Source organism: Nonomuraea sp. NPDC048826 (genome assembly GCF_043198225.1).
Taxonomy (GTDB): domain Bacteria; phylum Actinomycetota; class Actinomycetes; order Streptosporangiales; family Streptosporangiaceae; genus Nonomuraea.
The window spans coordinates 276,943-303,190 of sequence record NZ_JBICUQ010000004.1; the positions used below are offsets into that span (position 1 = coordinate 276,943).

At 72.8% G+C, this 26,248-nt stretch carries 24 protein-coding genes; 14 read left to right on the forward strand and 10 right to left on the reverse strand.

What is annotated here, in order from left to right:
• Positions 1-24: 24 nt before the first annotated feature.
• From ACGFI7_RS15785 to ACGFI7_RS15800, 4 genes are all read right to left on the reverse strand, one after another.
• Entirely contained in the window at positions 25-3,252 is a 3,228-nt protein-coding gene (locus ACGFI7_RS15785) for an HAD-IA family hydrolase (RefSeq protein ID WP_393404555.1), read from the reverse strand.
• Positions 3,253-3,354: 102 nt separating this feature from the next.
• Positions 3,355-4,251 carry a siderophore-interacting protein gene (locus ACGFI7_RS15790; RefSeq protein ID WP_393404558.1) on the reverse strand — a complete coding sequence of 299 codons (897 nt, stop codon included), beginning with the start codon at positions 4,249-4,251 and terminating at the stop codon, positions 3,355-3,357.
• A gap of 78 nt (positions 4,252-4,329) precedes the next feature.
• Positions 4,330-5,055 carry a DUF4142 domain-containing protein gene (locus ACGFI7_RS15795; protein WP_393404561.1) on the reverse strand — a complete coding sequence of 242 codons (726 nt, stop codon included), beginning with the start codon at positions 5,053-5,055 and terminating at the stop codon, positions 4,330-4,332.
• Positions 5,056-5,122: 67 nt separating this feature from the next.
• Entirely contained in the window at positions 5,123-5,734 is a 612-nt protein-coding gene (locus tag ACGFI7_RS15800) for a winged helix-turn-helix domain-containing protein (RefSeq protein WP_393404563.1), read from the reverse strand.
• Positions 5,735-5,765: 31 nt separating this feature from the next.
• Here ACGFI7_RS15800 and ACGFI7_RS15805 point away from each other — a divergent pair, with 31 nt between their 5' ends.
• Both ACGFI7_RS15805 and ACGFI7_RS15810 read left to right on the forward strand, forming a co-directional pair.
• Positions 5,766-7,049 (forward strand): MFS transporter, encoded by a 1,284-nt coding sequence (locus ACGFI7_RS15805; protein WP_393404566.1) that lies wholly within the window; start codon positions 5,766-5,768, stop codon positions 7,047-7,049.
• Between the two features lie 56 nt (positions 7,050-7,105).
• On the forward strand, positions 7,106-7,915 hold the full coding sequence (locus ACGFI7_RS15810) for a serine/threonine-protein kinase (RefSeq protein ID WP_393404569.1): 810 nt from the start codon (positions 7,106-7,108) through the stop codon (positions 7,913-7,915).
• 118 nt (positions 7,916-8,033) lie between these two features.
• Here the strand turns inward: ACGFI7_RS15810 and ACGFI7_RS15815 are convergent, their stop codons facing one another.
• On the reverse strand, positions 8,034-8,816 hold the full coding sequence (locus ACGFI7_RS15815; protein ID WP_393404572.1) for a lysophospholipid acyltransferase family protein: 783 nt from the start codon (positions 8,814-8,816) through the stop codon (positions 8,034-8,036).
• An 87-nt stretch (positions 8,817-8,903) separates the two neighbouring features.
• On the opposite strand from ACGFI7_RS15815, the gene dhaK reads away from it, so the two are divergent.
• From dhaK to dhaM, 3 genes are read left to right on the forward strand one after another with little or no spacing between them, the layout of a single operon-like run.
• Entirely contained in the window at positions 8,904-9,884 is a 981-nt protein-coding gene (gene dhaK / locus ACGFI7_RS15820) for a dihydroxyacetone kinase subunit DhaK (RefSeq protein WP_393404575.1), read from the forward strand.
• Positions 9,884-10,513 (forward strand): dihydroxyacetone kinase subunit DhaL, encoded by a 630-nt coding sequence (gene dhaL, locus ACGFI7_RS15825; protein ID WP_393404578.1) that lies wholly within the window; start codon positions 9,884-9,886, stop codon positions 10,511-10,513. Before dhaK ends, dhaL begins: the two co-directional genes overlap by 1 nt.
• Complete coding sequence (gene dhaM / locus ACGFI7_RS15830) at positions 10,513-10,890, forward strand: dihydroxyacetone kinase phosphoryl donor subunit DhaM (protein WP_393404581.1); 378 nt, start codon at positions 10,513-10,515, stop codon at positions 10,888-10,890. The genes dhaL and dhaM overlap by 1 nt, the downstream gene beginning before the upstream one ends.
• Here dhaM and ACGFI7_RS15835 read toward each other — a convergent pair.
• The 4 genes from ACGFI7_RS15835 to ACGFI7_RS15850 all read right to left on the reverse strand — a co-directional run bounded on the left by ACGFI7_RS15835 (position 10,887) and on the right by ACGFI7_RS15850 (position 14,511).
• A complete protein-coding gene (locus tag ACGFI7_RS15835) occupies positions 10,887-12,602 on the reverse strand; it encodes a thiamine pyrophosphate-binding protein (protein ID WP_393404584.1) in 1,716 nt (571 codons plus the stop codon). The two genes, dhaM and ACGFI7_RS15835, sit on opposite strands and share 4 nt — an antisense overlap.
• A complete protein-coding gene (locus tag ACGFI7_RS15840) occupies positions 12,599-13,372 on the reverse strand; it encodes a cyclase family protein (RefSeq protein ID WP_393404586.1) in 774 nt (257 codons plus the stop codon). The genes ACGFI7_RS15835 and ACGFI7_RS15840 overlap by 4 nt, the downstream gene beginning before the upstream one ends.
• Before the next feature lie 80 nt (positions 13,373-13,452).
• The gene (locus ACGFI7_RS15845; RefSeq protein WP_393404588.1) at positions 13,453-14,061 is read right to left on the reverse strand and encodes a hypothetical protein; all 609 of its coding nucleotides are present in this window, start codon (positions 14,059-14,061) and stop codon (positions 13,453-13,455) included.
• Between the two features lie 21 nt (positions 14,062-14,082).
• Entirely contained in the window at positions 14,083-14,511 is a 429-nt protein-coding gene (locus tag ACGFI7_RS15850; protein WP_393404591.1) for a CBS domain-containing protein, read from the reverse strand.
• Positions 14,512-14,634: 123 nt separating this feature from the next.
• Here ACGFI7_RS15850 and ACGFI7_RS15855 point away from each other — a divergent pair, with 123 nt between their 5' ends.
• Both ACGFI7_RS15855 and ACGFI7_RS15860 read left to right on the forward strand, forming a co-directional pair.
• Complete coding sequence (locus tag ACGFI7_RS15855) at positions 14,635-16,029, forward strand: aminopeptidase P family protein (RefSeq protein ID WP_393404594.1); 1,395 nt, start codon at positions 14,635-14,637, stop codon at positions 16,027-16,029.
• A 92-nt stretch (positions 16,030-16,121) separates the two neighbouring features.
• Positions 16,122-17,678 (forward strand): alpha/beta hydrolase, encoded by a 1,557-nt coding sequence (locus tag ACGFI7_RS15860; RefSeq protein WP_393404597.1) that lies wholly within the window; start codon positions 16,122-16,124, stop codon positions 17,676-17,678.
• On the opposite strand, the gene ACGFI7_RS15865 is transcribed toward ACGFI7_RS15860, so the two are convergent.
• Positions 17,663-19,078, reverse strand: a complete 1,416-nt coding sequence (locus ACGFI7_RS15865; RefSeq protein ID WP_393404601.1) for an FAD-binding oxidoreductase — start codon at positions 19,076-19,078, stop codon at positions 17,663-17,665. The genes ACGFI7_RS15860 and ACGFI7_RS15865 overlap by 16 nt on opposite strands.
• A 112-nt stretch (positions 19,079-19,190) precedes the next feature.
• Here ACGFI7_RS15865 and ACGFI7_RS15870 point away from each other — a divergent pair, with 112 nt between their 5' ends.
• The 7 genes from ACGFI7_RS15870 to ACGFI7_RS15900 all read left to right on the forward strand — a co-directional run bounded on the left by ACGFI7_RS15870 (position 19,191) and on the right by ACGFI7_RS15900 (position 26,205).
• Positions 19,191-19,790: a 4'-phosphopantetheinyl transferase family protein gene (locus ACGFI7_RS15870; RefSeq protein WP_393404604.1), complete on the forward strand. Its 600-nt coding sequence runs from the start codon at positions 19,191-19,193 to the stop codon at positions 19,788-19,790.
• A gap of 52 nt (positions 19,791-19,842) precedes the next feature.
• Entirely contained in the window at positions 19,843-20,301 is a 459-nt protein-coding gene (locus ACGFI7_RS15875) for a MarR family winged helix-turn-helix transcriptional regulator (RefSeq protein ID WP_393404607.1), read from the forward strand.
• A 60-nt stretch (positions 20,302-20,361) separates the two neighbouring features.
• Entirely contained in the window at positions 20,362-21,015 is a 654-nt protein-coding gene (locus ACGFI7_RS15880) for an LppX_LprAFG lipoprotein (RefSeq protein WP_393404610.1), read from the forward strand.
• A complete protein-coding gene (locus tag ACGFI7_RS15885; protein ID WP_393404613.1) occupies positions 21,012-22,580 on the forward strand; it encodes an MFS transporter in 1,569 nt (522 codons plus the stop codon). The genes ACGFI7_RS15880 and ACGFI7_RS15885 overlap by 4 nt, the downstream gene beginning before the upstream one ends.
• Before the next feature lie 67 nt (positions 22,581-22,647).
• Positions 22,648-23,730, forward strand: a complete 1,083-nt coding sequence (locus tag ACGFI7_RS15890) for a GNAT family N-acetyltransferase (protein WP_393404616.1) — start codon at positions 22,648-22,650, stop codon at positions 23,728-23,730.
• Complete coding sequence (locus ACGFI7_RS15895; RefSeq protein ID WP_393404619.1) at positions 23,727-24,890, forward strand: DegT/DnrJ/EryC1/StrS family aminotransferase; 1,164 nt, start codon at positions 23,727-23,729, stop codon at positions 24,888-24,890. Before ACGFI7_RS15890 ends, ACGFI7_RS15895 begins: the two co-directional genes overlap by 4 nt.
• Positions 24,880-26,205: a lipopolysaccharide biosynthesis protein gene (locus ACGFI7_RS15900; RefSeq protein WP_393404622.1), complete on the forward strand. Its 1,326-nt coding sequence runs from the start codon at positions 24,880-24,882 to the stop codon at positions 26,203-26,205. Before ACGFI7_RS15895 ends, ACGFI7_RS15900 begins: the two co-directional genes overlap by 11 nt.
• Positions 26,206-26,248 lie beyond the last annotated feature (43 nt).

Genomic DNA, 26,248 nt, shown 5'->3' on the forward strand with positions numbered 1-26,248 from the left:
TGCGACCTTTCGTGAACGGGTCGGTCAGGCGGGCCGCCGGTCGAGCCGGTGCGCGGCCAGGGCGCCCAGGTCCACCTCGTCGAGGCTGGTGACGACGAGGTCGGCGTGCGCCTCGGCGAGCATCCGCTCGTCGTCCGCCCGGGCCACGCCCAGCCCCGCCATCCCGCCGGCCTTGGCGGCCTGGACGCCGCTGACGGCGTCCTCGACCACGAAGCAGTCCTCCGGCGGCACGTGCAGTTCGGCGGCGGCGGTGACGAAGATCTCCGGGTCGGGTTTGCCGTGCGCGAAGTCGCGCCCGGACAGGTCGGCGGCGAAGAAGTCGGCCAGGGTCAGGCCCGGCCGGATGAAGTCGTAGGACAGACCCTGCTCGGCCGCGAACGTGTCGAGCCGGATCTGCCCCAGGAACAGGCCGGCGTTCTTGGACGAGGACGCCACCGCCATCGGGATGCCCGCCTCGCGGACCGCCAGCGCGAACCGGAGCGCGTCGGGATAGGCGGTGAACTCCCCCGCTTCGATGAGCCGGATCACCAGCCGCTGCTTGTGCTCCGCGTACGCCTCGGCCCGCTGCTCGGCGTCCGGGACGTCGAAGTACTGCAGGGCGGCCAGCGCGCCGCTCATCCGCGGCTTGCCGGAGATGACCCGCTGGTAGACCTCGGCCGTGAACCGGTCGTCCGACCAGGTGGAGCGGTCGCGGAGGTGGGCCCACTGGCCCTCCATCAGCTCGCGCAGCGCCGCCTTCCAGGCCCGCTGGTGCGGCGAGTCGACGAGCACGCCGTCGACGTCGAAGATCGCTCCTTTGAATCCCTCGGCGGGCATGACGCGCCCCCTCTCCCGGTTCGCTGATCGTCCGGTGGCGGCTTCGGGGATCGTGAAGACGAAGGTGCCGCCGGGGGTGAGGGCGCGGATGTCGTCGCCCACCCCCGCGTACAGCGGCCCGCGGAACCCCTCCGCCTGGGCCGACAGGACGAGCTTGGCTCCCTCGATGGCCAGCCGGAGTGTGGTGCCGCGGAAGCGCATGGAGAACGTGACGCCGTCGAGCCGGTCGGTCAGCCGGGGCTCCAGCCGGAGCACGTCGCCGGTGATGCCGGTGCCGACGTAGCGGCGCTGCAGCAGGTCGAGGGTCCCGGACATGACGCCCATGTGGATGCCCTCCTTGGTGGTGCCTCCCTGCGCGTCGTTGACGTCGCTCTCCAGCGCCGTCAGGTAGCGCTCCCACGAGCTCTCCGGGTCGATGCCGGCCAGCACCCCCGCGTAGGTGACGAAGCTGAGCGTGGAGCCGTGGGTGGTGCGCCGGTCGTAGTACTCGATCGTCCGCCTGGCCAGGTCGAGGTCGTAGTCGTAGCCCAGCCGGTCGAACAGCTCCTCCAGCTCCTTCTCCTCGAAGAGGAAGAACAGCATGACCGCGTCGGCCTGCTTGGACATCTTGTACCGGTTCGGGTCGTCGCCCTCGGCCCTGAGGATCCGGTCCATCCGCTGGACGTTGGGGTAGCGGGCGCGGTAGCCGTGCCAGTCGAGCTCCTCCAGGTCGGCGTAGCCCTCGAACTGGCTGATGACGCCGTCGTGGAACGGGACGTACATCCGGCGGCTCATGTCGTCCCAGGTGGCCAGCTCCTCGTCGGTGACCTGGAGATGGCGGCGGATCATCGCGGCCCGGCTGCTGGGCAGCAGGTCGAGCACCTTGGGAGCGGTGTGGGTGATCCAGGCGACCATGGCGTTGGTGTAGGCGTTGTTGCGCAGCCCGGGTTCCTCGGCGCCCGGGTAGCGCTCGTGGAACTCGTCGGGGCCCATCACGCCGTGGATCTCGTACCGTCCCCTCTCGGGGTCGAAGTGCGCGATCGACGCCCAGAAGCGGGCGATCTCCAGCATCAGCTCGGCGCCGTAGTCGCGCAGGAACTCCAGGTCGTCGGTGGCCTGGAAGTATCGCCACACGTTGTAGAAGATCGCCGCGTTGACGTGCCGCTGGCGGTGGCTGAGGTCCGGGTCCCACTGGCCGGACAGCGGGTTGAGGTGCACCCGCTGGGTCTCCTCGGTGCCGTCGCTGCCGCTCTGCCAGGGGAACATGGCGCCCCGGTAGCCGGCCTCGGCCGCGGCGGCGCGGGCCTCCGTCAGCCGCCGGTGCCGATACAGCAGCAACGACCGGGTGATCTCGGGGAGGCGGAGGTTGAGGAACGGGTAGACGTACATCTCGTCCCAGAACACGTGCCCTCGGTAGGCCTCGCCGTTGAGCCCGCGGGCGGGCACCCCGGCGTCGTGCCGGGCGGTGTGCCGGGAGCAGACCTGCAGCACGTGCGCGATGTGCAGGCGCAGCAGCAACTGGGCGCGCGGCTCGCGGGGCAGGCGCACGTCGCAGCTGTCCCACAGCTCCGTCCAGGCCGACTCGTGCTTCTCCAGGGCCCCGGCGAAGTCGGGGTAGCGCAGCACGTGCCGGCCGGCGGCGGCCAGCGGCTCGGTGATGGCGTTGTCATGGGAGGTGAACATCGACATGAGCTTCTCGACCCGGCTCGGGCGGCCCTCCTCGACGTCGAAGGAGAGCACCTGCTGGATGTAGTCCTCCATCTGGTGCAGCCGCCGCTCCGTCTCGGCGGGCCGGTCGCCGTGGAAGGCCCGGGTGCGGGCGGCCTGGGCGATGAAGATGTTGGACTGGCGGGTCCGCACCTTGAGCGCGATCACCTCGGGGCCGAACGTACGCGGCGAGACCGGGTCCAGGTGGCGGCCTTCCAGCTCGCGGTAGCGGGCCACGATCTGGTTGGTCACCCGGCCGTCCAGCGCCGTGACCACCTCGACCCGGCCCGACCAGTTCTCCGGCGTGAGCGTCCACTCGATCGCGGCCTGGTGGCTGTGCGCCATGCTGACGAACCGGCGGCTGCGCAGGCTGGTCACGCGCCCGGCCTCGTCGCGGAAGCGCAGGAACCGCTGGACCATGGCGAGGCGGATGTCGTAGGTGTGCCGGTAGTCGAGCACCTCCACGTTGCCGAACCGGACCGCCGCCTCCCCCTCGATGCGCAGCTTCAGCGGCAGCCAGTTCGGCAGGTTGACCAGGTCCTCGTTGAGCACCGGGTGGCCGTCGAAGATGGTGGTCTCGCGGTTGTATCCGCCGTGGGTGTACGTGCCGGGGTAGTGGACGTCGCCGAAGTCCTCCCATTCGGCCGTGCCCCGGGTGCAGAAGTAGCCGTTCCCGGTGGAGGTGATCGCCTCGCGCAGTTGCTCGGCCTCGGGATCGAAATGGTCATAGCTGAGTGTGAAGCCTTCCATGGCGCCCCCCGCGCTGCCCTGGTACCGGTCCGGCTACCCCGCCATCGAGCAGGCAACCCTGCTGTTCGGCGGGGGGACGCGGAGACGCGCGGGGGACGTGGGTCAGGCCGCCCAGTCCTCGGAGCGGCCCAGGCGCCAGTAGCCCATGAAGGCCACCGCGCGCCGGTCCATGCCGCGCTCGGCCACCAGGTGCCGCCGCAGCGTCTTGATGACCGCCGACTCTCCCGCCAGCCACGCGTACAGCGGGCCGGACGGCGCCTCGGGCACCTCCCACAGCTCGCCGGCGTCGACGTCGACGTCCTGGAAGTCCGCGGGCACGGGCACGGGCTGCGCGGGGAGCAGCCGCTGGGCCGCCTCCCGGACCGCGGGGATGAGGTGGGAGCCGTGCGGCGCGCCGTCCCGGGCCAGCCAGGTGATCTTGACCGCGCTGCCGGTCTCCACGGGCAGGAAGTCTCCCCGGGTGGCGACCTCCAGCAACGCCTCGCCATGGACGCCGGCGGGCAGCCGTTCCAGGATGGAGCAGATGGCGGGCGCCGCGGTCTCATCACCCGCGATCAGCACCGCGCCGGTGCCCTCCGGGGGCCGGAACTCCAGGCCCGACGGCGGGCCCTCGTAGCGCCCGTCCGGTCCGAGCACCACGACCTCGTCGCCCACCTCGGCCGCGCCGGCCCAGCGGGACATCGGGCCGGTGTCGCCGTGCAGCACCATGTCCACCTCCAGCTCCCGGGCCTCGGGGCGGGCCCGGCGGACGGTGTAGGTGCGCATCGGGTTGCGGTCCTCGTCGGCCATCGCCCGCCACCGCCCGTACCAGTCGGATCCCTGGGGCAGCTTGCTCAGGCCGTGCGAAGGCACCGGCAGGATGAGCTTGATGCGCTGGTCATAGCCGTTGTCGGCGAAATACCGCAGGTCGTCGCCGGTGAACGTGACGCGCAGGAACGACGGGCTCAGCCGGTCCAGCTTGCCGACGCGGACGCCGAACATGCGGAAGGGCTCGGTCATGGGCGGCTCTCCTCAAGTATGTCAGGTTAGGCAAACCTAACCTGACATATCATGATTCGAAACCCAGAGCCGCGCAAATCACACCTCGGGCGGGTCCGGGAACGCCTCCGGTCCGGCCAGGCCCGTGCTCTCCAGCAGCCGCTGATGGTTCAGCACCGCCGCGTTGCACTGCTCCGCGAACTTGCGCACCAGCGTGTTCTGCGTGCTGCCGCGCACCTGCCCGATGAGGCCGAAGATGCCGCCGTGCGCCAGCCGCAGCCACTTCACGTACGTCACGTCGTAGTCGCGGCCCGATCTGCTGGAGATGTCGGCCATCCACTTCTGCTGGTCCTCGGTGGGCCGCACGGGGAGCCGCACGTCCAGCTTCCTGGCCAGGTCCAGAGCCTGCTTGTCGAGCTCGTGGTGCTGCTCGGAGATCTCGCGGCTGATCTCCCGTACGCGTGAGCTGTTTCCTCGCTGTATCGCCTCCTGCGCGATCGTCATCTCCCACAGCGTGGCGAGACGAACCTTCTTGATCAGATCCCGGTCGGCCGCCGACAACGGCCCCCATTTCGTCGGCCGAGTGCTGCCGTCGTCGCCGTTCCCCTCCGCCGCCGTGCCAGGGTCCGCGCCCCCTTCCCTGGTCAGGCTCGTGGCGGGCGGCGCCATCAGCTCTTCCGGAATCTCCGTCGGCACCGCGTCCGCCACCCGCGCCGTGTCGGTCGCCTGCGGTACGGCGGGAGCCGTGCAGGCGGTGCCGGCGGCGACGAGGGCGAGGCAGGCCGCGGTGAGAGCGAGACGGCGGGGTCCCTGTCGAGATCGCACGTGCCGTCATCCCCTTCCGGGTCCTCGGACTGGTCACCTTGAGGTACGCGGCGCACCCCGGAGGTGTTCACCCGTCTCGCGGTTCCGGGTCCCGGCGCACTCCCACCGGGAAGACGTCGAAGTGGACCACGACGTGACCGAGCGCCGAGCCCTCGGCCGTTTCGGGGAGGCGGGCGTCCGACAGGGCTCGGTAGCGCTCCAGCACCTCGAAGACGGCGTCCCGCATCGCCGACGTCTCGCCGGGCGTCAGCCGCAGCGCGCGGCGGCCGAAGCCGCTGGCCCGCACCCACTCCTCCGGCGTGGCCTTCTCCTCCTCGCGCCACCGGGCCAGCTCCGCCCCGCGCTGCCGGATCAGGTCGTCCAGCAGGAACTCCAGCGCCTCGGCCGCCTCCGGCTCCGCCGGCGTCTCCCCGTAGGAGTAGCCGCCCGGGGTGACCCGCCAGTACTTCTCCTTGCCCCGCCCCATCCCCTCCACGATCTCGATCATCCGGTGTCGGGCCAGCTCGCGCAGGTGGTAGCTGGTGGCGCCGGTGTTCTCCCCCACCAGGCCGGCGAGCTGGGTCGCGGTGGCGGGGCCGCGCTCCTCCAGCAGCTCGTACAGGCGCAGGCGCAGGGGGTGGGCGAACGACTTGAGCGCGCCCGTGTCGAGGGTCCTGGCGGAAAAGCTCTTGCGCTCCACAGTGTGCAAACCTATCTTTGCAAAGGAATCCATGCACAGTTCTCCTTACACACTAGTGGAGCAGTTCGCCTTGGCCCGTCTCGGCCGATCCTTCGGCTTCCTGTTGTCGTCCACCGCGCTGTCCAACCTCGCCGACGGCGTGCTCAAGGTCGGCGCGCCGCTGATGGCGGTCTCGTTCACCCGCTCCCCCGCCCTGGTGGCGCTGACCGGGGCGGCGGCCACGCTGCCGTGGCTGCTGCTGGCGCTGCCCGCCGGCGCGCTCGTCGACCGGCTGGACCGCCGGCGCATCATGGTCGCCGCGAACGCCGCCCGCGCCGCGGTGCTGGCCGTGGCGACCGCGCTGGCCGCGCTCGGCCTGATGAACCTGTGGGTGCTGCTGGCCGTCGTGACCCTCGCGTGCGTGTCGGAGGTGTTCGCCGACACCTCCGCCCAGGCGGCGCTGCCCATGGCCGTGCCGGACACCGAGCTGACCCGGGCCAACGGGCGCGTCGTCGGCACCCAGATCCTCGGCAACGACTTCGCCGGGGCGCCGCTGGCGGGCCTGCTCGTCACCGCCCTGCCCGCCGCCGTGCTGGGCGCGCCGGGGATCCTGTACGGGGTCGCGGGGCTGCTGTTGCTGGGCATGCGCGGCCGGTTCCGGTCTCCCCGGGCGGCGCCGCGGCCGGTGGCCGGGGAGATCGCCGGGGCGCTGCGTCACCTGTGGTCGCACCGGTTCCTGCGCACGCTGGCCCTGTCGGCGGGGGTGATCAACATGGCCGGGGCCGCCTACTTCGGGGTGCTCGTGCTCTGGGTCGTGGGCGACGGCTCGGCGATGGGGCTGGCGCCGAGCGGCTACGGCCTCATGCTGACCGTCTTCGCCGTCGGGGCCCTGGCCGGATCAATGGTGGCGGGGCGGGCCGGTCGCCTGGCCGGGGACGGGCCCGCCTTCGTCACCCTCTGGGCGATCTGCGCCCTGGCGCACCTGGTGCCGGTGCTGCTGCCGGTCCCCTGGCTGCTGTACGTGACCGCGATCGTGTGGGGGGTGTCCGGGGCGGCCGCGAACGTACTCGTGATCACCACCCGGCAGCGGATCATCCCTGAGGAGATGCTGGGGCGGGTGAACGCCGCCTACCGGATGATCGGGATGGGCGGCATGCCGGTGGGCGCCGCGCTGGGCGGGCTCGCGGGAGAGGTGGCCGGGCTGCCCGCGGTGTTCCTCGGGGCCACGGCGGTCCAGCTCCTGGCGGTCTTCCTGATCGGACGGGTCGTATTCTCGGCGAATTCCGCGCGGGTGACCAGCGGCGTTACCATTCCCGACATAACCGGATCACGTTAGGCACCCACAACAGTGCGCTGAGATGACATGATTACCCCTGTCAATGAGGGGATGGTATGCGGGAGATCGGCGGACGGTACCTCCTGAACGAGGAGGCCGGTCGTGGGGGCATGGGCGTCGTCTGGCGCGCGTTCGATCGGCTGCTCCACCGGGAGGTGGCGCTCAAGGAGCTGACGCTCACCGGCGAGGCCGAGATGGTGCGTCGGCGCGTGCTGCGCGAGGCCAGGATGGCGGCCAGGCTGACCCACCCGAACATCGTCACGGTCCACGACCTCATCGAGGAGGGCGGCAAGCTCTGGATCGTGATGGAGTACCTCGACGGGCTCTCCATGCACCAGCTGCTCTCCCAGGTGGGCACGCTCCCCGCGCAGTCGGTGGCCGCGATCGGCCGTCACCTGCTGGCCGCGCTGCGCACCGCCCACCAGGCGGGAGTCCTCCACCGTGACGTCAAGCCGGCCAACGTGATGCTGACCGGCGACCGGGTGGTGCTCACCGACTTCGGCATCGCCACCGCGGAGGGCGACATCCGCAAGACCACCACCTCCAGGCGGCTGCGCGGCACCCCCGCGTTCATGGCCCCCGAGCGGCTCTACGGCGGCCCGGCCAGCAAGGAGGCCGACATGTGGTCGTTCGGCGCCACGCTCTACAGCGCCATCGAAGGCCAGCCTCCCTACCCCGGACAGGACGCCGCGACCGTGCTCGGCATGGCACGCAGCGGCCCCTTCCCGCCGCCGCGCCGGGCCGGGGTCATGCGCCCGCTCATCGAGGGGCTCCTCCACCACGACCCGGCCCGCCGCTACTCGCTGGAGCAGACGGAGACGATGCTGGCAGGCATGCGCGCGAGCGCGTACCAAGCAGCCATCTGACCCCGCCCACGCGATCCAGCGACGCACGGCGGGGCCGCCGGGCCCGCTGGGCGTCGGCAACGCCGCGACATCCCACGAGGCATCGGCCCGCAGCCCGGTCATGCCAGGGCGTACACCGTCAGGCGCCGGCTGCTTCCTCGCGGGGGTCGATGCCTGATGCCTTCTTCGCGCGGGCCTCGGCCTCGGCGGCGTCCATCGCCGCCGCCTCCTCGGGGGTGGGCGCGGTGCCGCCGAGATGCGCCGGCTGCCACCAGACACCCTGCGGGATCTCCGGGTAGGTGCGCTGCGCCCGGTCGACCAGCTCCGACAGCCGCGTGTGCAGGGTCTCGGTGTGCTCGTTGACGTCCTCGCCGCGCTTGGGGTGCATGGGCTCGCCCACCAGGATGGTGATCGGCACGTGGCGCTGGAAGATGCGCCGCTCCCTGCCCTTGGTCCACAGCCGCTGCGTGCCCCACAGCGCCACCGGGATGACCGGCACCTTGGTCGCCTGCGCCATCCGGATCGCGCCGTTCTTGATGTCCTTGACCGTGAACGACCGGCTGATCGTGGCCTCGGCGAACACCCCGACCATCTCGCCCGCCTTGAGCATCCGCAGCGCGGTCGCGTACGAGCCCGCGCCCGCCCCCCTGTCGACCGGGATGTGCTTCATGCCGCGCATCAGCGGCCCGGAGATCCGGTGGTCGAACACGTCCTGCTTGGCCATGAACCGCACCAGCCGCTTGGCCGGAAGCGCGGCGTAACCGGCGAAGATGAAGTCGAGGTAGCTGATGTGGTTGCTCACCAGGACGGCGCCGCCGGTCGACGGCACGTGCTCGGTGCCCTCCAGGTTGAAGCGGTAGTCCAGCACGCGAAACAAGGTCCGCGCGGCGGCGATCACCGGCGGGTACACGATCTCGGCCATGTGCAGAAGGTAGCTTACTCCGTCCAGTGCTCGCCTCCGCGGCGTCCAGCGCTTGCCTCCAGGCGAAAACGGGCAGATGTTCTGACCATGAAGAAGCTCATCAACACGGCCGACACCGTGGTCGAGGACGCGCTGGGCGGCCTCGCCGCGGCGCACCCCTCGCTCCGGGTACGCGACCGCGTGGTCTACCGGGCCGAGGGCCCGCGTCCCGGCAAGGTGGGCCTCGTCTCGGGCGGCGGTTCGGGTCACGAGCCGCTGCACGCCGCCTTCGTGGGCCACGGCATGCTCGACGCCGCCTGCCCTGGTGAGATCTTCACCTCCCCGGTGCCCGACCAGATCATCGAGGCCACCAGAGGCGCCGACGGCGGCGCGGGCGTGCTGCACGTCGTCAAGAACTACACCGGCGACGTGCTCAACTTCGAGATGGCAGCCGAGCTCTGCGACGACGTCCGGGTGGTGAGCGTCCTGGTCGACGACGACGTGGCCGTGCAGGACTCCCTCTACACGGCCGGCCGGCGCGGCACCGGGGCGACGCTGTTCGTGGAGAAGATCGCCGGAGCGCTGGCCGAGGAGGGCGCGCCGCTGGAGGAGGTGGCGCGGGTGGCCCGCGAGGTGGACGAACGCAGCCGTTCGTTCGGCGTCGCCCTCACCTCGTGCGTGACCCCCGCGGCCGGCAAGCCCACCTTCGACCTCCCGGGCGACCAGGTTGAGCTGGGCATCGGCATCCACGGCGAGCCGGGCAGGTCGCGGGCGGCGATGGCGCCGGCCCGCGAGCTGGCCGCGACCGCCATGGCGGCGATCGACGGCGACCTCCCCCTCCGCGACGACCTGCTGGTCCTGGTCAACGGCATGGGCGGCACTCCCCTGATCGAGCTGTACGTGGTCTTCGCCGAGGTCGACGCCTACATCAGAGGCAAGGGCGCGCGGGTGGCGCGCTCGCTGGTCGGCAACTACGTGACGAGCCTCGACATGCAGGGCTTCTCGGTGACCGTCTGCCGCCTCGACGACGAGCTGACCCGGCTGTGGGACGCCCCGGTCGAGACCCCCGGCCTGCGGTGGGGGCGCTGATGTCCGGGATGCTCGACACCGGGTTCTTCCTCGCCTGGATGGAAGGCGCCGCCAGGGCGGTCCGGCTCCATCGCGACCGGCTCACCGGCCTGGACGCCGCCATCGGCGACGCCGACCACGGCGCCAACCTCGACCGCGGCTTCACCGAGGTGGGCAAGGCGCTGACCGAGTGGCCGCCGACCTCCCCCGCGCAGGTGCTGGTGTCCGCGGGCACGACCCTGATCCGCCGCGTGGGCGGCGCCTCGGGCCCGCTGTACGGGTCGCTGCTGCGGCAGATGGGCAAGACGCTGGACACTCCGGCGACGGCGGCCGGGTTCGCGGCGGCGTTCGACTCGGGCGTGCAGGCGGTGGAGCGTCTGGGCAAGGCCGCCCAGGGCGACAAGACCATGATCGACGCGCTGGCTCCGGCCGCCCGTGTCCTGACGCAGGCCGTACAGGAGGGCGCCGACGAGCACAAGGCGTTCGAACGCGCGGCGCGCGCGGCCGAGGAGGGGGCGAAGGCGACGATCCCCATGCGCGCCCGCAAGGGCCGCGCCAGCTACCTGGGCGAGCGCAGCATCGGCCACGAGGACCCGGGGGCGGCGTCGGCGGTGCTGCTGCTGGGGGCGCTGGCGGAGGCGGCGTCCTGATGGTCGGCGTGGTCCTCGTCTCGCACAGCGCCGGGCTGGCCTCGGAGGCGGTGGAGCTGACGCGCGGCATCGCCGGCCGCGAGACGCCTGTCGCGGCGGCCGGCGGCACCGACGACGGCGGGCTCGGCGTCAGCATGGACCGCATCGAGGCCGCGGTGCGCGAGGTCGACCAGGGCGACGGCGTGCTGCTCATCCCCGACCTGGGCAGCTCGGTCCTCACCGCCCGGCTGCTGGAGGAGCCGGGGCGGGTGGTGCTGGCGGACGTGCCGTTCGTGGAGGGCGCGATCGCCGCCGCGGTCGCGGCCGGCGGCGGCGCGGCTCTCTCGGCGGTGCTGGCCGCCGCCCAGGAGGCCCGCACCTTCCGCAAGCTCCTCTAGTGGCCCTTGAACGCCTCCTCCAGCCACCAGGAGGGACGGTCGCCGGTGACCTTGGCGTGCACCAGCAGGGGCCGGTCGCGCGGGCCCTTGAGCCAGTCGGCGACGCCCGCCAGGTCGTCCGGCCCGGTGACGGTCACGGCTCTGAACCCGTACCCACGCGCGATCGCCGCCAGGTCGGCGGGCGGGAACCGGACCGTCTCCAGCGGGTGGCCGTGCGGGCCGAAGTGGTGCACCTCCGCGCCGTACGCCTCGTCGTCGTAGACCACGACCACCATGGGCAGCCCGAGCCGGACGACGGTCTCCAGCTCGGCGATCCCCATGAACGCGCCGCCGTCGCCGAGCGCCGCGACCGGCAGCCGGTCGGGGCGGGCCACGGCGGCGCCGATGGCGGTGGCCAGCCCGAGCCCGATCGCCTGGAACGCCTGTGTGAAGCAGAACCCCTGCTCGTCCGGCACGTCCAGGAACATGGCCGGGTAGCCCATGAAGTTGCCCGAGTCGGTCGCCACGATCCGCTCGGCCGGGAGCAGGTCGTCGAGGCCCGCGGTGAGCGTCCGGGGGTCGATGCGGCCGCCGCCGCTCTCGTCCTGGTACGGAACCGCCCGCCAGCGGCCCTCCTCGCGGATCCGCAGGGCCAGCTCGGGCGAGCGGTATCCGGGCCGCTCGGGGCCGGTGGCGAGCGCCCGGGCGACCTCGGCCACGTCGCCGGTGACGCCGTGGTCGGCGGGCACGTGCCGGCCCACGACGTCCGGGTCGATGTCCACCTGGACGACCTTGGCGCCGGGGCCGATCAGCGAGCCGTGGCGGGTGGTCCACATGTTGAGCGCGCAGCCCCAGCCCACCACCAGGTCGGCGCCGCGGATCAGCTCGGCCGCGAGCGGGGTGGCGAACCCGCCGCTCACGTCCAGATCCCACGGGCTGCCGCGGAACAGGCCCTTGGCCACGGCCGAGGTGGCCAGCAGGGCGCCGGTCCGCCCGGCCAGCTCCTCCAGCTCACGCCGCGCGTGCCGGGCACCCCGCCCGGCCACGAACACCGGCCGCTCCGCCTCGTCCAACAACCGCCGCAACCCCTCGGCCTCCGCCATGGCCACGCCGGACGCGGCGGAGGGTGAAGTGGTGGATGCGGAAGAAGCTCCGGACGCGCCAGGCCCACCAACCCCGTCGGCGGCGTTGGACGCGCCGAATGTCCCGGACGTGGCCGGAGCCTGATCCGAGGGCTCCCCCGCAGGGCCCGCTTCCGCGGCCTGGACGTCGAGGGGGAGGTTGAGGACGACGGTGCGGCGCTCGTCGCGGGCGACCCGGAACGCCTCCAGCGTCGTCTGCCGTGCCGTGGCGGGATCGGTGATCCGCATGGGCACGGCGCCGACGGCGCGGACGGCGGCGTCCTGGTCGATGTGGAAGTTGGAGCGGGCGTCGGTCGCCTCGCCCGCCAGCACGACGAGCGGGGTACGGCTCTTCGCGGCCTCGGCGATGCCGGTGATCGCGTTGGTCAGGCCGGGCCCCTGGTGCACCGAGACCACCGTCACCTCGCCGGTCATCCGGGCGTAGGCGTCGGCCATGGTGGCCGCGCCGCCCTCGTGGCGGGCCGCGACGAAGCGCACGCCGCGGCCCGCGAGGGCGTTGGTGACGTGGAAGTTGCCGCTGCCGACGACCCCGAACGCGGCCCGTACGCCCGCCGCGGCCAGCGTGGCACCGACGGCCTCGGCGACGATCACCGTTCGACCAGCGCGAGCACGCGCACCGGGCTGCCGGAGCCGCCGAGGATGGGCAGCGGCGGCGCCACCACGACCGCGCCGGTGACCGGGAGCCGGTCGAGGTTGCGCAGCTGGGTGAGCCCGTACTTGCCGGCGCCGAGCAGGAAGGCGTGGCACGGGAAGGCAGGGTCGAAGGAGTGGGCGGCGCCCGCGTCGGTGCCGACGGTCTCGACGCCCAGGCCGAGGATCGGGGTCTCCTCGGCGAGCCACCTGGCGCACTCGGGGGAGATGCCGGGGGTGTGCGGGCCGGTCTCGTCGGCGTTGAGGAACGTGTCCTGGTCGCCCGAGCGGGAGTCCCAGCCGGTGCGGTAGAGCAGCCAGCCGCCGTCGGGCAGCGGGCCGTTGACGCGCTCCCACTCCTTGACGTGGTCGATCTGGAGGAGGAAGTCGGGGTCCTTGCCCGCCTCGGCGGTGAAGTCGAGCACCACGGCGGGCGCGATCAGGCTGCTCACCGGGACCTGCGAGACGTCCTGGCCGTCGCGGCCGGTCGCCCAGTGGATGGGGGCGTCGAAGTGGGTGCCGGTGTGCTCGCCGGTGTGGATGTCGTTCCAGTACCACCCCGGGCCGCGGTCGTCGTAGCGGCTGATCTCCTCCAGGCGGAACCGGATGGTGTTGCCGAACGGCTCGGGCAACTGGAGGATCGGGGTCTCCTCCGACAGGGGCGCGGTGAGATCGATGACCTCGATCGCGCCGCTGCGCACGCTGTCTGCAAAGCTCCGCAACACCGACATGTCTTCCTCCTCGCGTGGGGCTGAGCGCATCCTCCTACGCGCGCGTCACCTGTGCAAACACGCCCCGCTGCAAGGGTCTGTCAGGCTTTGGTCCAGTCTGCGCAGCCGGCCGTCTGGAAGCTCTTGTCGGTGGCCTGGATGGTGACGGTGGCCGGCCCGCCGGGCATGCCGGCGTCGATCACGTCGGCGAGGCCGCCGGTGGCGCTCTTCATCCGGGCCCAGTAGCACTGCCCGGCGCCGCCCACGGGGCCGGTGGTACGGTACGTGCCGGGCTGGATGTCGACGCCGACGACGAGGGTGCGCATCGACGCGAGCGGGTCGCCCGCGCCCGGCGAGGCGGGGCTCGAGCTCACGGGCGTGGAGGTCGCGGACGCGAACGGATCGGACGTCGGATTCGAGGCGGCGGGGTCCGACACGGCAGGGTCCGACACGGGGGGATCGGAGACAGCGGGATCCGACACGGCGGGATCCGACACGGCGGGATCGGTCGGGACGGCGTCGTCCGGCGGCGGCTGCGCTTCGACCGTCACCGTGACCCGCGGCGCCGGCGCGGCCGCCAGCTCTCCCGACCCGAGCCCTGTCAGGAACCCGACGAGGAACCCCAGCACCCCGGTCAGCCCGGCGACCAGGAGCAGGATCGTCGGGCTGGTCGGCGCGCGCGGGTAGTCAGGCGGGGGCCGGTACATCACACGGACAGCGTCCCACCCGCGTCAACGGTGGAGGTAGTCGACGAGCGACGCCTTCTCCGTCTCCAGCTCCTCGATGGCGTTCTTGACCACGTCGCCGATGCTCACGATGCCGACCAGGCGGCCGCCCTCGACCACCGGCATGTGGCGCACGCGGTGGGTGGTCATGATCTTGCGCAGCTCGTCGACCCGGTCGCCGGGCGCGACGGTGCGCACCTCGGCGGTCATGATCGAGGAGACGGGCTCGCCCAGGATGCCCGCCCCGCGGTCGTGGAGCCGGCGCACCACGTCGCGTTCGGAGACGATCCCGTCGATGGTGACGCCGTCGGCGGACACGACGACGGCGCCGATATTGTGCTCTGCCAGCTTGGCAAGGAGGTCCCGGACACTCGCGTCCGGAGCCACGGTCGTGACGTCGCTCCCCTTGCCGCGCAGGATCGTCCCGATCAGCATCTGCACCACCTCGGCTATGAGTTACCCCGTCGTGGTCCCAGGCAAGCAAGGGGGTGGGACGCCGTCAAGGACTCGCGTAAGCTGACTGTATTTGCCATGTGAAATACCACAGCTGGAGCCGTTGTGACCGAGCCTCTCAACACCGGGAGCCACGACCTGCCGATCACCGACGAGCTGGCCGCGTTCATGCGGACGAGCTGGGCGGACACGCGGCGGACCGACGTGCGAACGCTGCCGGTCGCCCCGTGGGCGGCCAAGCGGCGGGCGGCGCTGGCCGGCCGGTTCCCCGGCGAGCGGCTGGTCGTGCCGTCGGGCACCCTCAAGGTGCGCAGCAACGACAGCGACTACCGGTTCCGCCCGCACAGCGCCTTCTTGTACCTGACCGGCGCAGGTGAGCCCGGTGACGTGCTCGTGATCGAGCCGTCCGGCGAGGCGACCCTCTACACGCGGCCGCGCTCCCCGCGCGAGGAGGGCCAGGAGTTCTACCGCGACCGCCGCTACGGCGAGTTCTGGGTGGGCCGCAGGCCCGACCTGGCCGAGGCGGCGGAGCTCTACCAGATCGACTGCGTCCACCTGCGCGAGCTGGAGCTGAAGGGCCCGGCGCGGGTGCTGCGCGGGGTGGACCCGGCGGTGGACGCCGCGATCGAGCCCGGCGGCGGCGACGCCGAGCTGGAGAGCTTCCTGTCGGAGACGCGGCTGATCAAGGACGACTGGGAGATCGGCGAGCTGCAGGCCGCGGTCGACGCGACCGTGCGCGGCTTCGAGGACGTGGTGCGCGCCCTCCCGCAAGCGCTCGGCCACCCGCGCGGCGAGCGCTACCTGGAGGGCGTGTTCGGGCTGCGTTCCCGGCTGGAGGGCAACGCGGTCGGCTACGACAGCATCGTCGCCGCCGGCGCGCACGCGTGCGTGCTCCACTGGATCCGCAACGACGGCCGGCTCGACCCGGCCGACCTGCTGCTGCTGGACGCGGGCGTGGAGACCGACACCCTCTACACCGCCGACGTCACCCGCACGCTGCCGCTCTCCGGCCGGTTCGGGCCGGTGCAGCGTCAGGTGTACGAGCTGGTCTACGAAGCGCAGTCGGCCGCGATCTCCGTGCTGCGGCCGGGCGTCCGCTTCCGCGAGTTCCACCTGACCGCCATGCGCGTCATCTGCGAGGGGCTGCACGCGTGGGGCCTGCTGAAGGACTCGCCCGACGCGCTCATGGAGACCGGGCTCTACCGCCGCTACACGCTCTGCAGCAGCGGCCACATGCTGGGCCTGGACGTGCACGACTGCGCCAGGGCGCGGGTGGAGACCTATCTGGACGGCGTGCTGGAGGAGGGCCAGGTGCTGACCGTGGAGCCGGGCCTCTATCTCCAGCCGGACGACCTCACCCTGCCGGAGGAGTTCCGCGGGCTGGGGGTGCGCATCGAGGACGACCTGGTCATCACGGCCGACGGGGCCCGCCTGATGTCGGCGGCGCTCCCCCGCCACCCTGACGAGGTGGAGAGCTGGATGTCGGTCCTGCTCGGCTGATACCTGGGTATGACGGGAGGTTGGCACCCGGGTCCAATGGTGCCGTCGGGTCGGCGCCCAGATGATCAGGTTCTCCGACGATGGGACCTGACATGCGAAGACCAGCCCTGATTCTCAGCCTGCTCACCGCCACCGTCCTCCCCTTAGCCCCCGCGTCGCCCGCCACGGCGGCCGGCGCGGCGGCCGGCGCGGGCACGATCACGTGGACGCCCTGCCAGGACGACCCGTCCGCCGAGTGCGGCGAACTCGCCGTGCCCGTCGACTGGGACCGCCCCGGCGGGCCGACGATCAACCTGGCGCTGGCGCGGCGCAAGGCCACCGGCGCCCGTATCGGCTCACTGGTGGTCAATCCCGGCGGTCCCGGCGGTTCGGGGGTGGACATGGTCCTCCGGCCGGACCGCTTCACCCCCGAGGTGACCAGCCGTTTCGACCTGGTCGGCTTCGACCCGCGCGGCGTGCGGCGCAGCCACCCCGTCCGCTGCTCGGCGGAGCTGGCGCGTCAGGCGCCGGACCCGCTCGCGGTCAGCGGCCGGGCCGGGTTCGAGGCGCTGCTGGCCCACAACGAGCGCTACCGGCGGGACTGCCGGGCGCGCACCGGGCCGCTCTTCGACCACGTCGACACCGGCAGCGTGGTGCGCGACCTGGAGGCGCTGCGCGCCGCGCTCGGTGACCAGAAGCTCACCTACTTCGGCGCCTCGTACGGGACGATGATCGGCCAGCTCTACGCCGAGCGTTACCCGCGGCGGGTGCGGGCGCTCGCGCTGGACGGGAACATGGACCACAGCCTGGGCATCCGCGCCTTCCTCGACACCGAGTCGCGGGCGGCCCAGGAGTCCTTCGACGAGTTCGCCGCCTGGTGCGGGCGGACGGCGTCGTGCGCGCTGCACGGCCGGGACGTGCGGGCCGTCTGGGCCGGCCTGCTGGAGCGGGCGGCGAAGGGCGAGCTGACCGCCCCCGGCGAGCCGGACGAGCCCGCCCCGCCGCTCACCAGACCGGCTCTCATGCGCGAGGCGCTCAGAGCGTTCCAGCGCCCCGACTACTCCCACCTGGCCCGGTTCCTCGCCGCTCTGGACAGCGGCGAGCCCGTCGCACGAACGGCGGACGGCCGGAAGAACGGCGAGCCCCTCGATCCCGCCGGGCAGGACGAGGCGGTCAGCGACCCGTGGCGGGTCTTCTGCCTGGACTACCTGCTGCCGGTGCGCGACCACCGCGAGTACGCCGCGCACCTGCGCCGCTCGGCCGGGATCGCGCCGGACATGCTGATCAGCCCGCTCGCGCACAGCGCGCTGGCGACCTGCGCGGGCACGCCCGCCCCGATCCCGAACCCGCAGCACCGGCTACGCGTCCACGGCACGCCTCCGCTGCTGCTCGTCAACTCCCTGCACGACCCGGTCAGCCCGCACGGGTGGGCGGTCGCGGCCGCGCGCCAGATCGGGCCGGCGGCCAGGCTGTTGACGTACGAGGGCTGGGGGCACGGCGTGTACGACCGGAGCGACTGCACGGCGTCGGCCGTCGACCGCTACCTGATCGAGCTGAGGCTCCCGGCCGTGGGCGCCCGCTGCCCGGCGGTGCCGCAGCCCGGGGGCGAGGCGGAACGGCGGGTCGGCTCGACGCCGCCGTCCGGATCACCCGGCTACATCCCGGCCTGACCGGTGGCCGGTTTGATGTTCGCGTTGAGGTGGAAGACGTTGTCCGGATCGTACGCGGCCTTGATCGCCGCCAGCCGGGCGTACTTCTCCTCGCCGTAGGAGGCCCGCACACGGTCCTCGTCCTGGTCGGCGATGAAGTTCACGTACGTGCCGGTCCCTCCGGCGTGCGGGAGCATCGCCGACCAGGTGTCGCGGACCCACTCCTTCTCCTCTTCCAGGGCGTCCGCCGAGGACGCGAGCGCGGTGATGGAGAGCGTGTAGTGCGGCTCGCGGCTGCCACCGAAGGCGGTGGCGTCGTCCGGGACGGCGCTGAAGGCGCCGTCGAGCCGGAACGTCGGCACGAACGACATCGGCGACCCCTTGCGCGCCGCGTGCTCGCAGAGGGTGGCGATCGCCTCCGGGCCGAGCGCGGGCAGGTCGAGCGCCTTCTCGTAGGCGGGCACCCCCCACGGCGCGCTCTCGTCCAGCAGCGACTGGAGCTGCGGGTACGGCATCGACTCGGCGAACGCGAACAGCGGCGGCAGCGCGTCCGCGACGCGCTGCACCACGGCCACGTGCTGCTCCGGCTCCCCGAACCCGGCCAGGATGAGCGTGTGCCCGGGCCGCAGGCGGTGCTCCTCCGGCACGAACGGGGCGGGCGGCGCGCTCATGCCGAACCCGATCAGCGCGCTGACGTGCTCCGGCAGGCTCGTCACGATCCGGTCGACGACCTCGACCGCGGCGGGGCCCCGTTCGGCCTCCCAGAACAGGACCGCCACCCGCACGTCCGGCGGGACCGGGTGCAGCCGGTAGGCGAAGGAGGTGACGACGCCGAAGTTGCCGCCGCCGCCGCGCAGCGCCCAGAACAGGTCGGGGTGCTCGCGTACCGAGGCGTGCACCTGCCTCCCGTCGGCGAGCACGACGTCGGCCGACTCCAGGTTGTCGGCGGTCAGCCCGTGGTCGCGGGTCAGCCAGCCGAAGCCGCCGCCGAGCGTCAGCCCGCCCACGCCGGTGTGGCTAATCGTGCCGCCGGGGGTGGCCAGCCCGTACGCCTGCGTCGCCGCGTCGAGGTCGGCCCAGGTCGCGCCGGCGCCGCAGGACGCCCACCGGCTGGCGGCGTCGACGTCGATCAGCCGCAGGGCGCTCAGGTCCAGCATGACGCCGCCGTCGGTCACGGCGGCGCCGCCGAAGCCGTGGCCGCCCCCGCGCACCGAGATCTCCAGGCCCTCCTGCCTGGCGAAGGAGACGGCCGCCTCGACGTCCTCCGGGCCGCCGCACCGCACGATCACGCTGGGGCGGCGGTCGATGGCGCCGTTCCAGATCTTCCGCATGACCTCGTAGTCGGCGTCCTGCGGGGAGACGACGCGTCCGGCGCATCTCTCGCGCAGCCCTTCGAGTCCGCTTCTGACGAGCTGAACCATGTCGCACCCCCAGGGCGCGTTATAGGCGAATTATCAATCAATCCTAGGATTTGTCGTAATTGGCCCGGGTTGGTGGACGGGCAAATCTGAGTCACGGGTGTACGTTGCGGACATGGCGCTGGTGATGGGCGGGCGGCCGGACGAAGTGGACGCCCCGTTGACGTGGCTGACCTCCGCCGAACGGCAGCGGGCGATGCGGTTCCGGCACGACGCCGACCGCCACGCGTTCGTCGCGGCCCACCTGCTGGTCCGCATCTGCGCGGCCGAGTTCCTCGGTGTCGCCCCGGACCGGCTCACGCTCGCCCAGCACTGCGAGGTGCACGGCCCCGGCCACGGCAGGCCGTACCTGGAGGAGGCCAGGACCGTGGGCGTCAGCCTGAGCCACACCCGCGGCTACGTGTGCGCGGCGGCCGGGCACGGCCGGGTCGGCGTCGACGCCGAGCGGGTGCCGCCCGGCCCGCTCGACCGCATGCTCGCCGGGATGGCGCTCACGCCCAGGGAACGGGCGGACGCCGACGGCAACGAGGACGTGATCCGGGTCTGGGCGCGCAAGGAGGCGCTGATCAAGCGGGGCGAGCTGACCCTGGACGAGCTGTCGGCCCGCGACGGCGACTGGGCGGGCCGCCATCTGCTGGAGTGGCGGGCCGAGCCGGACATCGTGGTCGCCGCCATCACCGACTCCCCTGCCAGAAGGGCCGCCATCCCCGGTTAACCTGGTAAGTGCCGCCACCACAGCGGCCACGACCGTGTCCGGATAGGAGATCATGAGCGCGCCTCGCTGGCTTTCCCCCGCTGAGCAGCGTGCCTGGCGTACCCACCTGGCCCTGCACAAGCTCCTCATGCACCGCCTCGACCGGGAGCTGCAGGAGCACTCGCTGTCGCTCAACGACTACGAGATCCTGGTCAACCTCTCCGAGAGCCCGGGCCGGCGGATGCGCATGAGCGATCTGGCCGACGCGACGATCCAGTCGCGCAGCCGGCTGTCCCACCAGATCTCCCGGATGGAGGCCAAGGGCCTGGTCGTCCGCGAGGACTGCCGTGACGACCGCCGCGGCACCTTCGCCGTGCTGACCGACGAGGGCTGGGACACGATCCAGCGGGTCGCGCCCGACCACGTGACCGGCGTGCGCGAGCACTTCGTCGACCGGCTGACCGACGACCAGCTCAACGCGCTGGAGGCGGCCTTCACCCCGATCGTGGAGCATCTGAAGAAGCTCCGCTGACACCCAACCGATACCGGTGGCGGCGCGCGGCGGGCTTCCCGGCTCGCTACGATCCGCTTCATGCTGAGAAAGCTGCTCCTCGTCCTCGCCGTCGCGGCCGTGACCGCCTGCTCCTCCGGCGGCGGCGGCGAAGAGCTGCCCGCGGGCCCCGACCTGGTGAAGAAGGCCGCCGAGGCGATGCGGTCGGTGAAGTCCGCGGCGTTCTCGATCGCCACCGACGGCAAGCCGAACGTGCCGGTCAAGAAGGCCGACGGCCGGCTCACCGCGCAGGGCGACGCCGACGGCACGATCACGCTGGAGGTCTTCGGCAGCCTCCAGGAGATCACCTTCGCGCTGATCGGCGACACGGTCCACTTCAAGGGCCCGACCGGCGGCTTCCAGAAGCTCACCCGCAAGGAGCTGGCGCAGCTGTACGACCCGTCGCTGATCCTCGATCCCACGAAGGGCATCGCCCAGCTGATCGAGTCCGGCGGCGACCCGCGGGTCGAGGCCGAGGAGGGCGACGCCTACCGGGTGGCGATCGGGTTCTCCGAGCAGACGCTCGGCCCGCTCGTGCCGGGCGTCACCGAGCCGGTCAACGGCAAGGTCTGGATCGACAAGGCGACCAGCCGGCTGACCAAGATCGAGCTGCCGCTGCAGAACGGCACCGTCAGCGTCATGCTCTCCGACTACGACGCGCCCGTGACGGTCACCCCGCCCCCGTCGGCCGGATGAGGCGCGCGCGCCGGGTCGCGCTCGGCGTCGGCGGCGCGGTGGTCCTGCTGGCCGCGCTCGACGCGTACGTCGTCGTGACCGTCCTCATCGACATCGCCACCGACCTGGGCATCCCGCTCAACCGGCTGGAGCGGGCCACGCCCGTGGTGACCGGCTTCCTGCTCGGCTACGTGGCGGCGATGCCGCTGCTCGGCCAGCTCTCCGACCGCTACGGGCGACGGCCGCTCATCCACGCCTGCCTGGCGGCGTTCGCGCTCGGGTCGGTGCTCACGGCGCTGGCGTCGTCCGAGGTCATGGTGGTGACGGGCCGCACCGTCCAGGGGGTGGCGGGAGGCGCGCTGCTGCCCATCACGATGGCGCTCATCGGCGACCTGTGGGGCGAGCGCGAGCGGCCGGTGGCGCTCGGGGCCGTGGGCGCGGCCCAGGAGCTGGGCAGCGCGCTCGGTCCGGTGTACGGCGGGGTGCTGGCGCTGATCCCCAGCTTCGCCCTGTTCGGGGTGGAGCTGGGCGACTGGCACGCCATCTTCTGGATCAACGTCCCACTGGCCCTGGCCGCCGCGGTCGCCGTCCAATGGGCCATCCCCGGCCGTCCGGCCGCTGGGCAAGGCCCGGCCGGGGTCCACGAGGCCGCCGACACGGCGAGAGGGCCGGAAGGCGCCGCGGGCGTGCGGGTCGACTGGATCGGCGGCGTGCTGCTCGCGCTGGCGCTCGGCCTGCTGGTGGTCGGGCTGTACAACCCGGATCCCGCCGCGGCGGTGCTGCCCGCCTGGGGCCCGCCGGTGATCGGGGCCGGCGCCGTGGCGACCGCGGTGTTCGTCTGGTGGGAGGTGCGCTCGCCCGTACGGCTGCTCGACCTCACCGGCGTGCCCAAGGGCCCGCTGCTGGCCACGCTGGCCGTGAGCTTCCTGACCGGGGCCGCGCTCCTGGTCACGATGGTGTTCGTGCAGTTCACCGCGCAGACGCTGCTCGGCCTTGAGGCGCTGGACGCGGCGCTGGTGCTGGGCAGGTTCCTGATCGCGCTGCCGGTCGGCGCGCTGCTGGGCGGGCTGCTGACCCGCCGGCTCGGCGGCCGGGGGGTCACCGGGGCGGGCCTGCTGGTGGCCGCGGCCGGCTACCTGCTGATGAGCCGCTGGCCGCTGGAGCTGGCGGAGTCCCGGCTGACGATGGACCTCACGCTGGTGGTGGCGGGCCTGGGCGTGGGCCTGGTGATCGCGCCGGTGTCGGCGGCGGCGCTGCGGGTGACGCCTGCGGCCCAGCACGGGGTGGCGTCGGCCGCGGTCGTGGTGGCCCGGATGATGGGCATGCTGATCGGCATCGCCGCCGTCTCGGCCTGGGGCTTCCACCGCTTCCAGTCGCTGACCGCCCATCTCGACACCCCGGTGCCGTTCGGCGTCGACCCGGCCGAGTACACCCGCCGGCTCGCCGAGTACACGGCCGCCGTGCGGGCGGCGCTGCATGTCGAGTACACCGAGATGTTCCTGGTCACGGCGTTCATCTGCCTGCTCGGCGCGGCGCTGGCGTGGTTCCTGCCACGCGGCTCCGAACCACGCCAGGATCCCGCGTAACCAGGTCATCCGGGGCATCCTCCGGCGCTACGCTGTTCACCCTCACATCCACTGACAGGGGGCGTTCGTGTATGAGATCGGGGCGTTACATCCACGTGAGCTGAGCACGTCGGAGATCGGCGCCTGGCGGGACATGCAACGGGGGCAGTCCCACCTCGACAATCCCTTTCTCAGTCCTGACTTCACGCTGGCCATGGGCGAGGTCACGGACCGGGTCAGGGTGGGGGTGATCCGCGACGACGACGGCATCGCCGGGTTCTTCCCGTACGAGGAGCGTTCCGGCGTGGGAACGGCCGCCGGCGCGTGGGTGTCGCTCTGCCAGGGCGTGATCCACCGGCCGGGCGCCACGTTCGACGCCGGGGCGCTGCTGCGGGGGTGCGGGCTGCACGTGTGGGAGTTCGGCTGTCTGGTCCGCCAGCAGCCGTGGTTCGCCCCGTATGTCACGTTGACGCAGGACGCGGCCGTGATCGACCTGGCCGACGGCTATCCGGCCTTCCTGGAGGGGCTGCGCGAACGGTCGCCGAAGTTCCTCAAGACCACCTTGTACAAGGAGCGCAAGCTCGGCCGCGACGTGGGCGAGGTGACGTCCGCGTTCACGGTCGGCTCCGCCGAGGAGTTCCGGCTGCTGCGCGCGTGGAAGTCCGAGCAGTACGAGCGCAGCGGCCGCGCCGACCGGTTCGCCCGGCCGTGGGTGGTGGAGCTGGTGGAACGGCTGCACGCCGTCGACGCCAAGGACTTCGGCGGGGTGCTGTCGATGCTGTACGTGGACGGCGCCCCGGTCGCCGGCCACTTCGGCCTGCGCAGCCGCTCGGCCCTGGTCGGCTGGTTCCCCGCGTACGATCCGGCCTTCGCCAAGTACTCCCCCGGGCTGATCCAGCATCTGCGGATGGCCGAGGGAGCCGCCGAGGCCGGGCTGGAGGCGATCGACCTGAGCGTGGGCGCCGGCTACGAGTACAAGGACGCGCTCGCCGACAGGACCGTTCCGGTGGCCGAGGGCGTGGTGCGGCGGCGCACCGCGCGGGCGGGCGCGCACTGGGCGCGCACCGAGCCGGTGCGGCGGGTCCGCCGGGCCATCCTCGACTCCCCGGCGCTCTACGGGCTGGCCGACCGGGCGCTCAAGACCTACGGCCGGCGCCGGAGCGGGCGATGACCACCGGGACGATCGAGGCCCTGATGGGCGAGCGGCTCGGCCAGGCCTGCCTGCACGTGCCGTCGGCCCGGTTCGGCCTGCTGCTGGCCCTGCGCCACTGGTTCCGGCCCGGCGACCGGGTGCTGATCGCGCCGACGAACTGCGAGACCGTGCTGTTCATCGCGCTGGCCGCTGAGCTGACGCCGGTGATGGCTCCGGTGTCGGCCCGCGACGGCAACATCGACGTGGACCGGGTCGACTGGTCCGGGCTGACGGGCGTGCTCACCACCCATCTGTACGGGCTGCCCGACCGGGTGGCCGAGCTGCGCGCCGCGTGCGACCGGCACGGGCTGGTGCTGGTGGACGACGCCGCGCACGCCTTCCAGACGGAGGCGGACGGCCGCCCGGCCGGGCTGTGGGGAGAGGCCGGGGTGTTCAGCCTGGCCAAGCACGGGCGGGCGATGTCGGGCGGCTTCCTGACGACCGCCGACCCGGCCGCGCTGCCCGAGCTGGCCGCGGCCCGCGAGGAGCTGCTGCTGCCCGGCACCGCCCGGGCGGAGATCTCGGCCGTGCTGAGGCCGCTGCTGCGCGAGGCGGTCCAGCGCACCGGGCTGGTGCGGCCGGTCTGGCACACGCTCAAACGGCTCGGCCTCATGACGTGGACCGGCCACCGATACCCGACCACCGGCGACGAGGTGGCCAAGGTGGCGGGCGACCTCGACGCGATGGACCCGCTGCTCCGCATCGACCTGGACGACTGGCGGACGCGCCCGGGGCGGGCCCTGCTGCGCCTGCACCGTTCCCGGATCCGCGCGATCGACCGTGAGCGGGAGCGCAGGCTCGCCGGGGTCGCGGCGCTGCGCGCCACCCCGTGGGCCGCGCCCGGGGTGGCGGAGGCGCCGGTGCGGCCGCTGCTGCGGGTGCCGCTGCTCGTGGCGGACCGCGACCGGGTGGTGGCCGAGCTGGAGTCGCACGGCGTGGTGCCGGGGTTCGTCTACGACCCGCCGCTCGACGACTACCTGACGACCATGGTCGCCCCCGGTCCGACCCCCGGGGCGGCCCGCTGGTGGACGGGGCACGTGCTGCCCGCCGACCCGCTCTCCGCCCACCGCCTGATCCCGCTGCTGGAGCGGCTGGGCGTGCGCCCGCCACTGAAAGGACCGCCTTCCGATGACCAGTGACACCGGGGCGGTCCAGGACCGGGCCGGGCTGCTCGCCAGGCTCCGCACCGACCTGCGCGATCCGCTCTTCCTGCAGGGCTACGCCCTCATGGCCAACACCGCGATCACGGCGGTGCTGGGGCTGGGCTACTGGTTCCTGGCCGTGCGGCTGTACGATCCCGCGGCGTTCGGCCAGGGCCAGCTGATGATCACGGCGATGCGGCTGTTCTCCTCGCTGGTCGGGCTGGCGTTCGTGGGGGTGATGGCGCGGTTCATCCCGGTGGCCGGGCGCGGCACGGGCGGGCTGATCCTGCGCGGCTACGGGGTCGCCGGGGTCACGGCGGTGCTGGCGGCGCTGGCGTTCCTGCTGACGCTGCCGCTGTGGGGGCCGGCCTACGGGGAGCTGGCCGGGTTCGTGCCCGCGGTGGTGTTCCTGGCGTCGGTGCTGGTGTGGACGATCTTCACGCTGCAGGACGTGGTGCTCGCCGGGCTGCGGCGGGCCGTCTGGGTGCCGGTCAACAGCACGGTGTTCGGGTTGGGCAAGCTGGCGCTGCTGGTGGTGCTGGCCGGGGTGCTGCCGGTGGGCGGGCTGTTCGGCGGCATCTTCGTGTCCTGGATGGTGCCCACCGCGCTGGCGCTCGTCCCGATCACCTGGCTGATCTTCAGGCAGGCGGTCCCCCGCCACGTGACCCGCACCGCCGCGAACGCCTCCCCGCCCGGGCTGCGCGAGATCGGCCGGTTCGTGGCGGGCGACTTCTCCGGCACCCTGTCCACGCTGCTCGTGCTCTATCTGGTGCCGGTGATGGTGGGCGCCTGGCTGAACGACGCCGAGCTGTTCGGCTACTTCTCGGTCACCCACACGCTCGGCTGCATGATGGGGCTGCTGGCGGCCAACATGGCGGTGTCGCTGACCGTCGAGGGCTCGCTCGACGCCGGGCGGCTGGCCAGGAGCACCCGCGACGCGCTGCGCCGCACCTTCCTGATCGTCGGGCCGGTGGTGGCCGTCGTGGTGGCGGGGGCGCCGCTGATCCTGCGCGTGTTCGGGCCGGAGCTGGCCGAGGCCGGCACCCCGCTGCTGCGCCTGATGGCCCTGGGCGTGCTGCCGATGGCGCTGGTGGAGATCCGGCTCGGCACCCTGCGGGCCCGCAGCGAGGCCAGGAAGCTGGCCACCGTCCAGATCGGCATGACGCTGCTGGTCTTCGCCTCGGTCATCGCGCTGTTCCCGATGGCCGGCGTCACCGGGGTCGGTTACGCGTTGCTGATCAGCCAGACGGTGACCGGGTTGTGCGTGCTCCCCGGCCTGCGCCGGGTGCTGAGGCTTCCCCGTACCGGGTGAGTACCGGCCGGCCCGCCGCCCGGGACACCGGACGGCGGGCCGG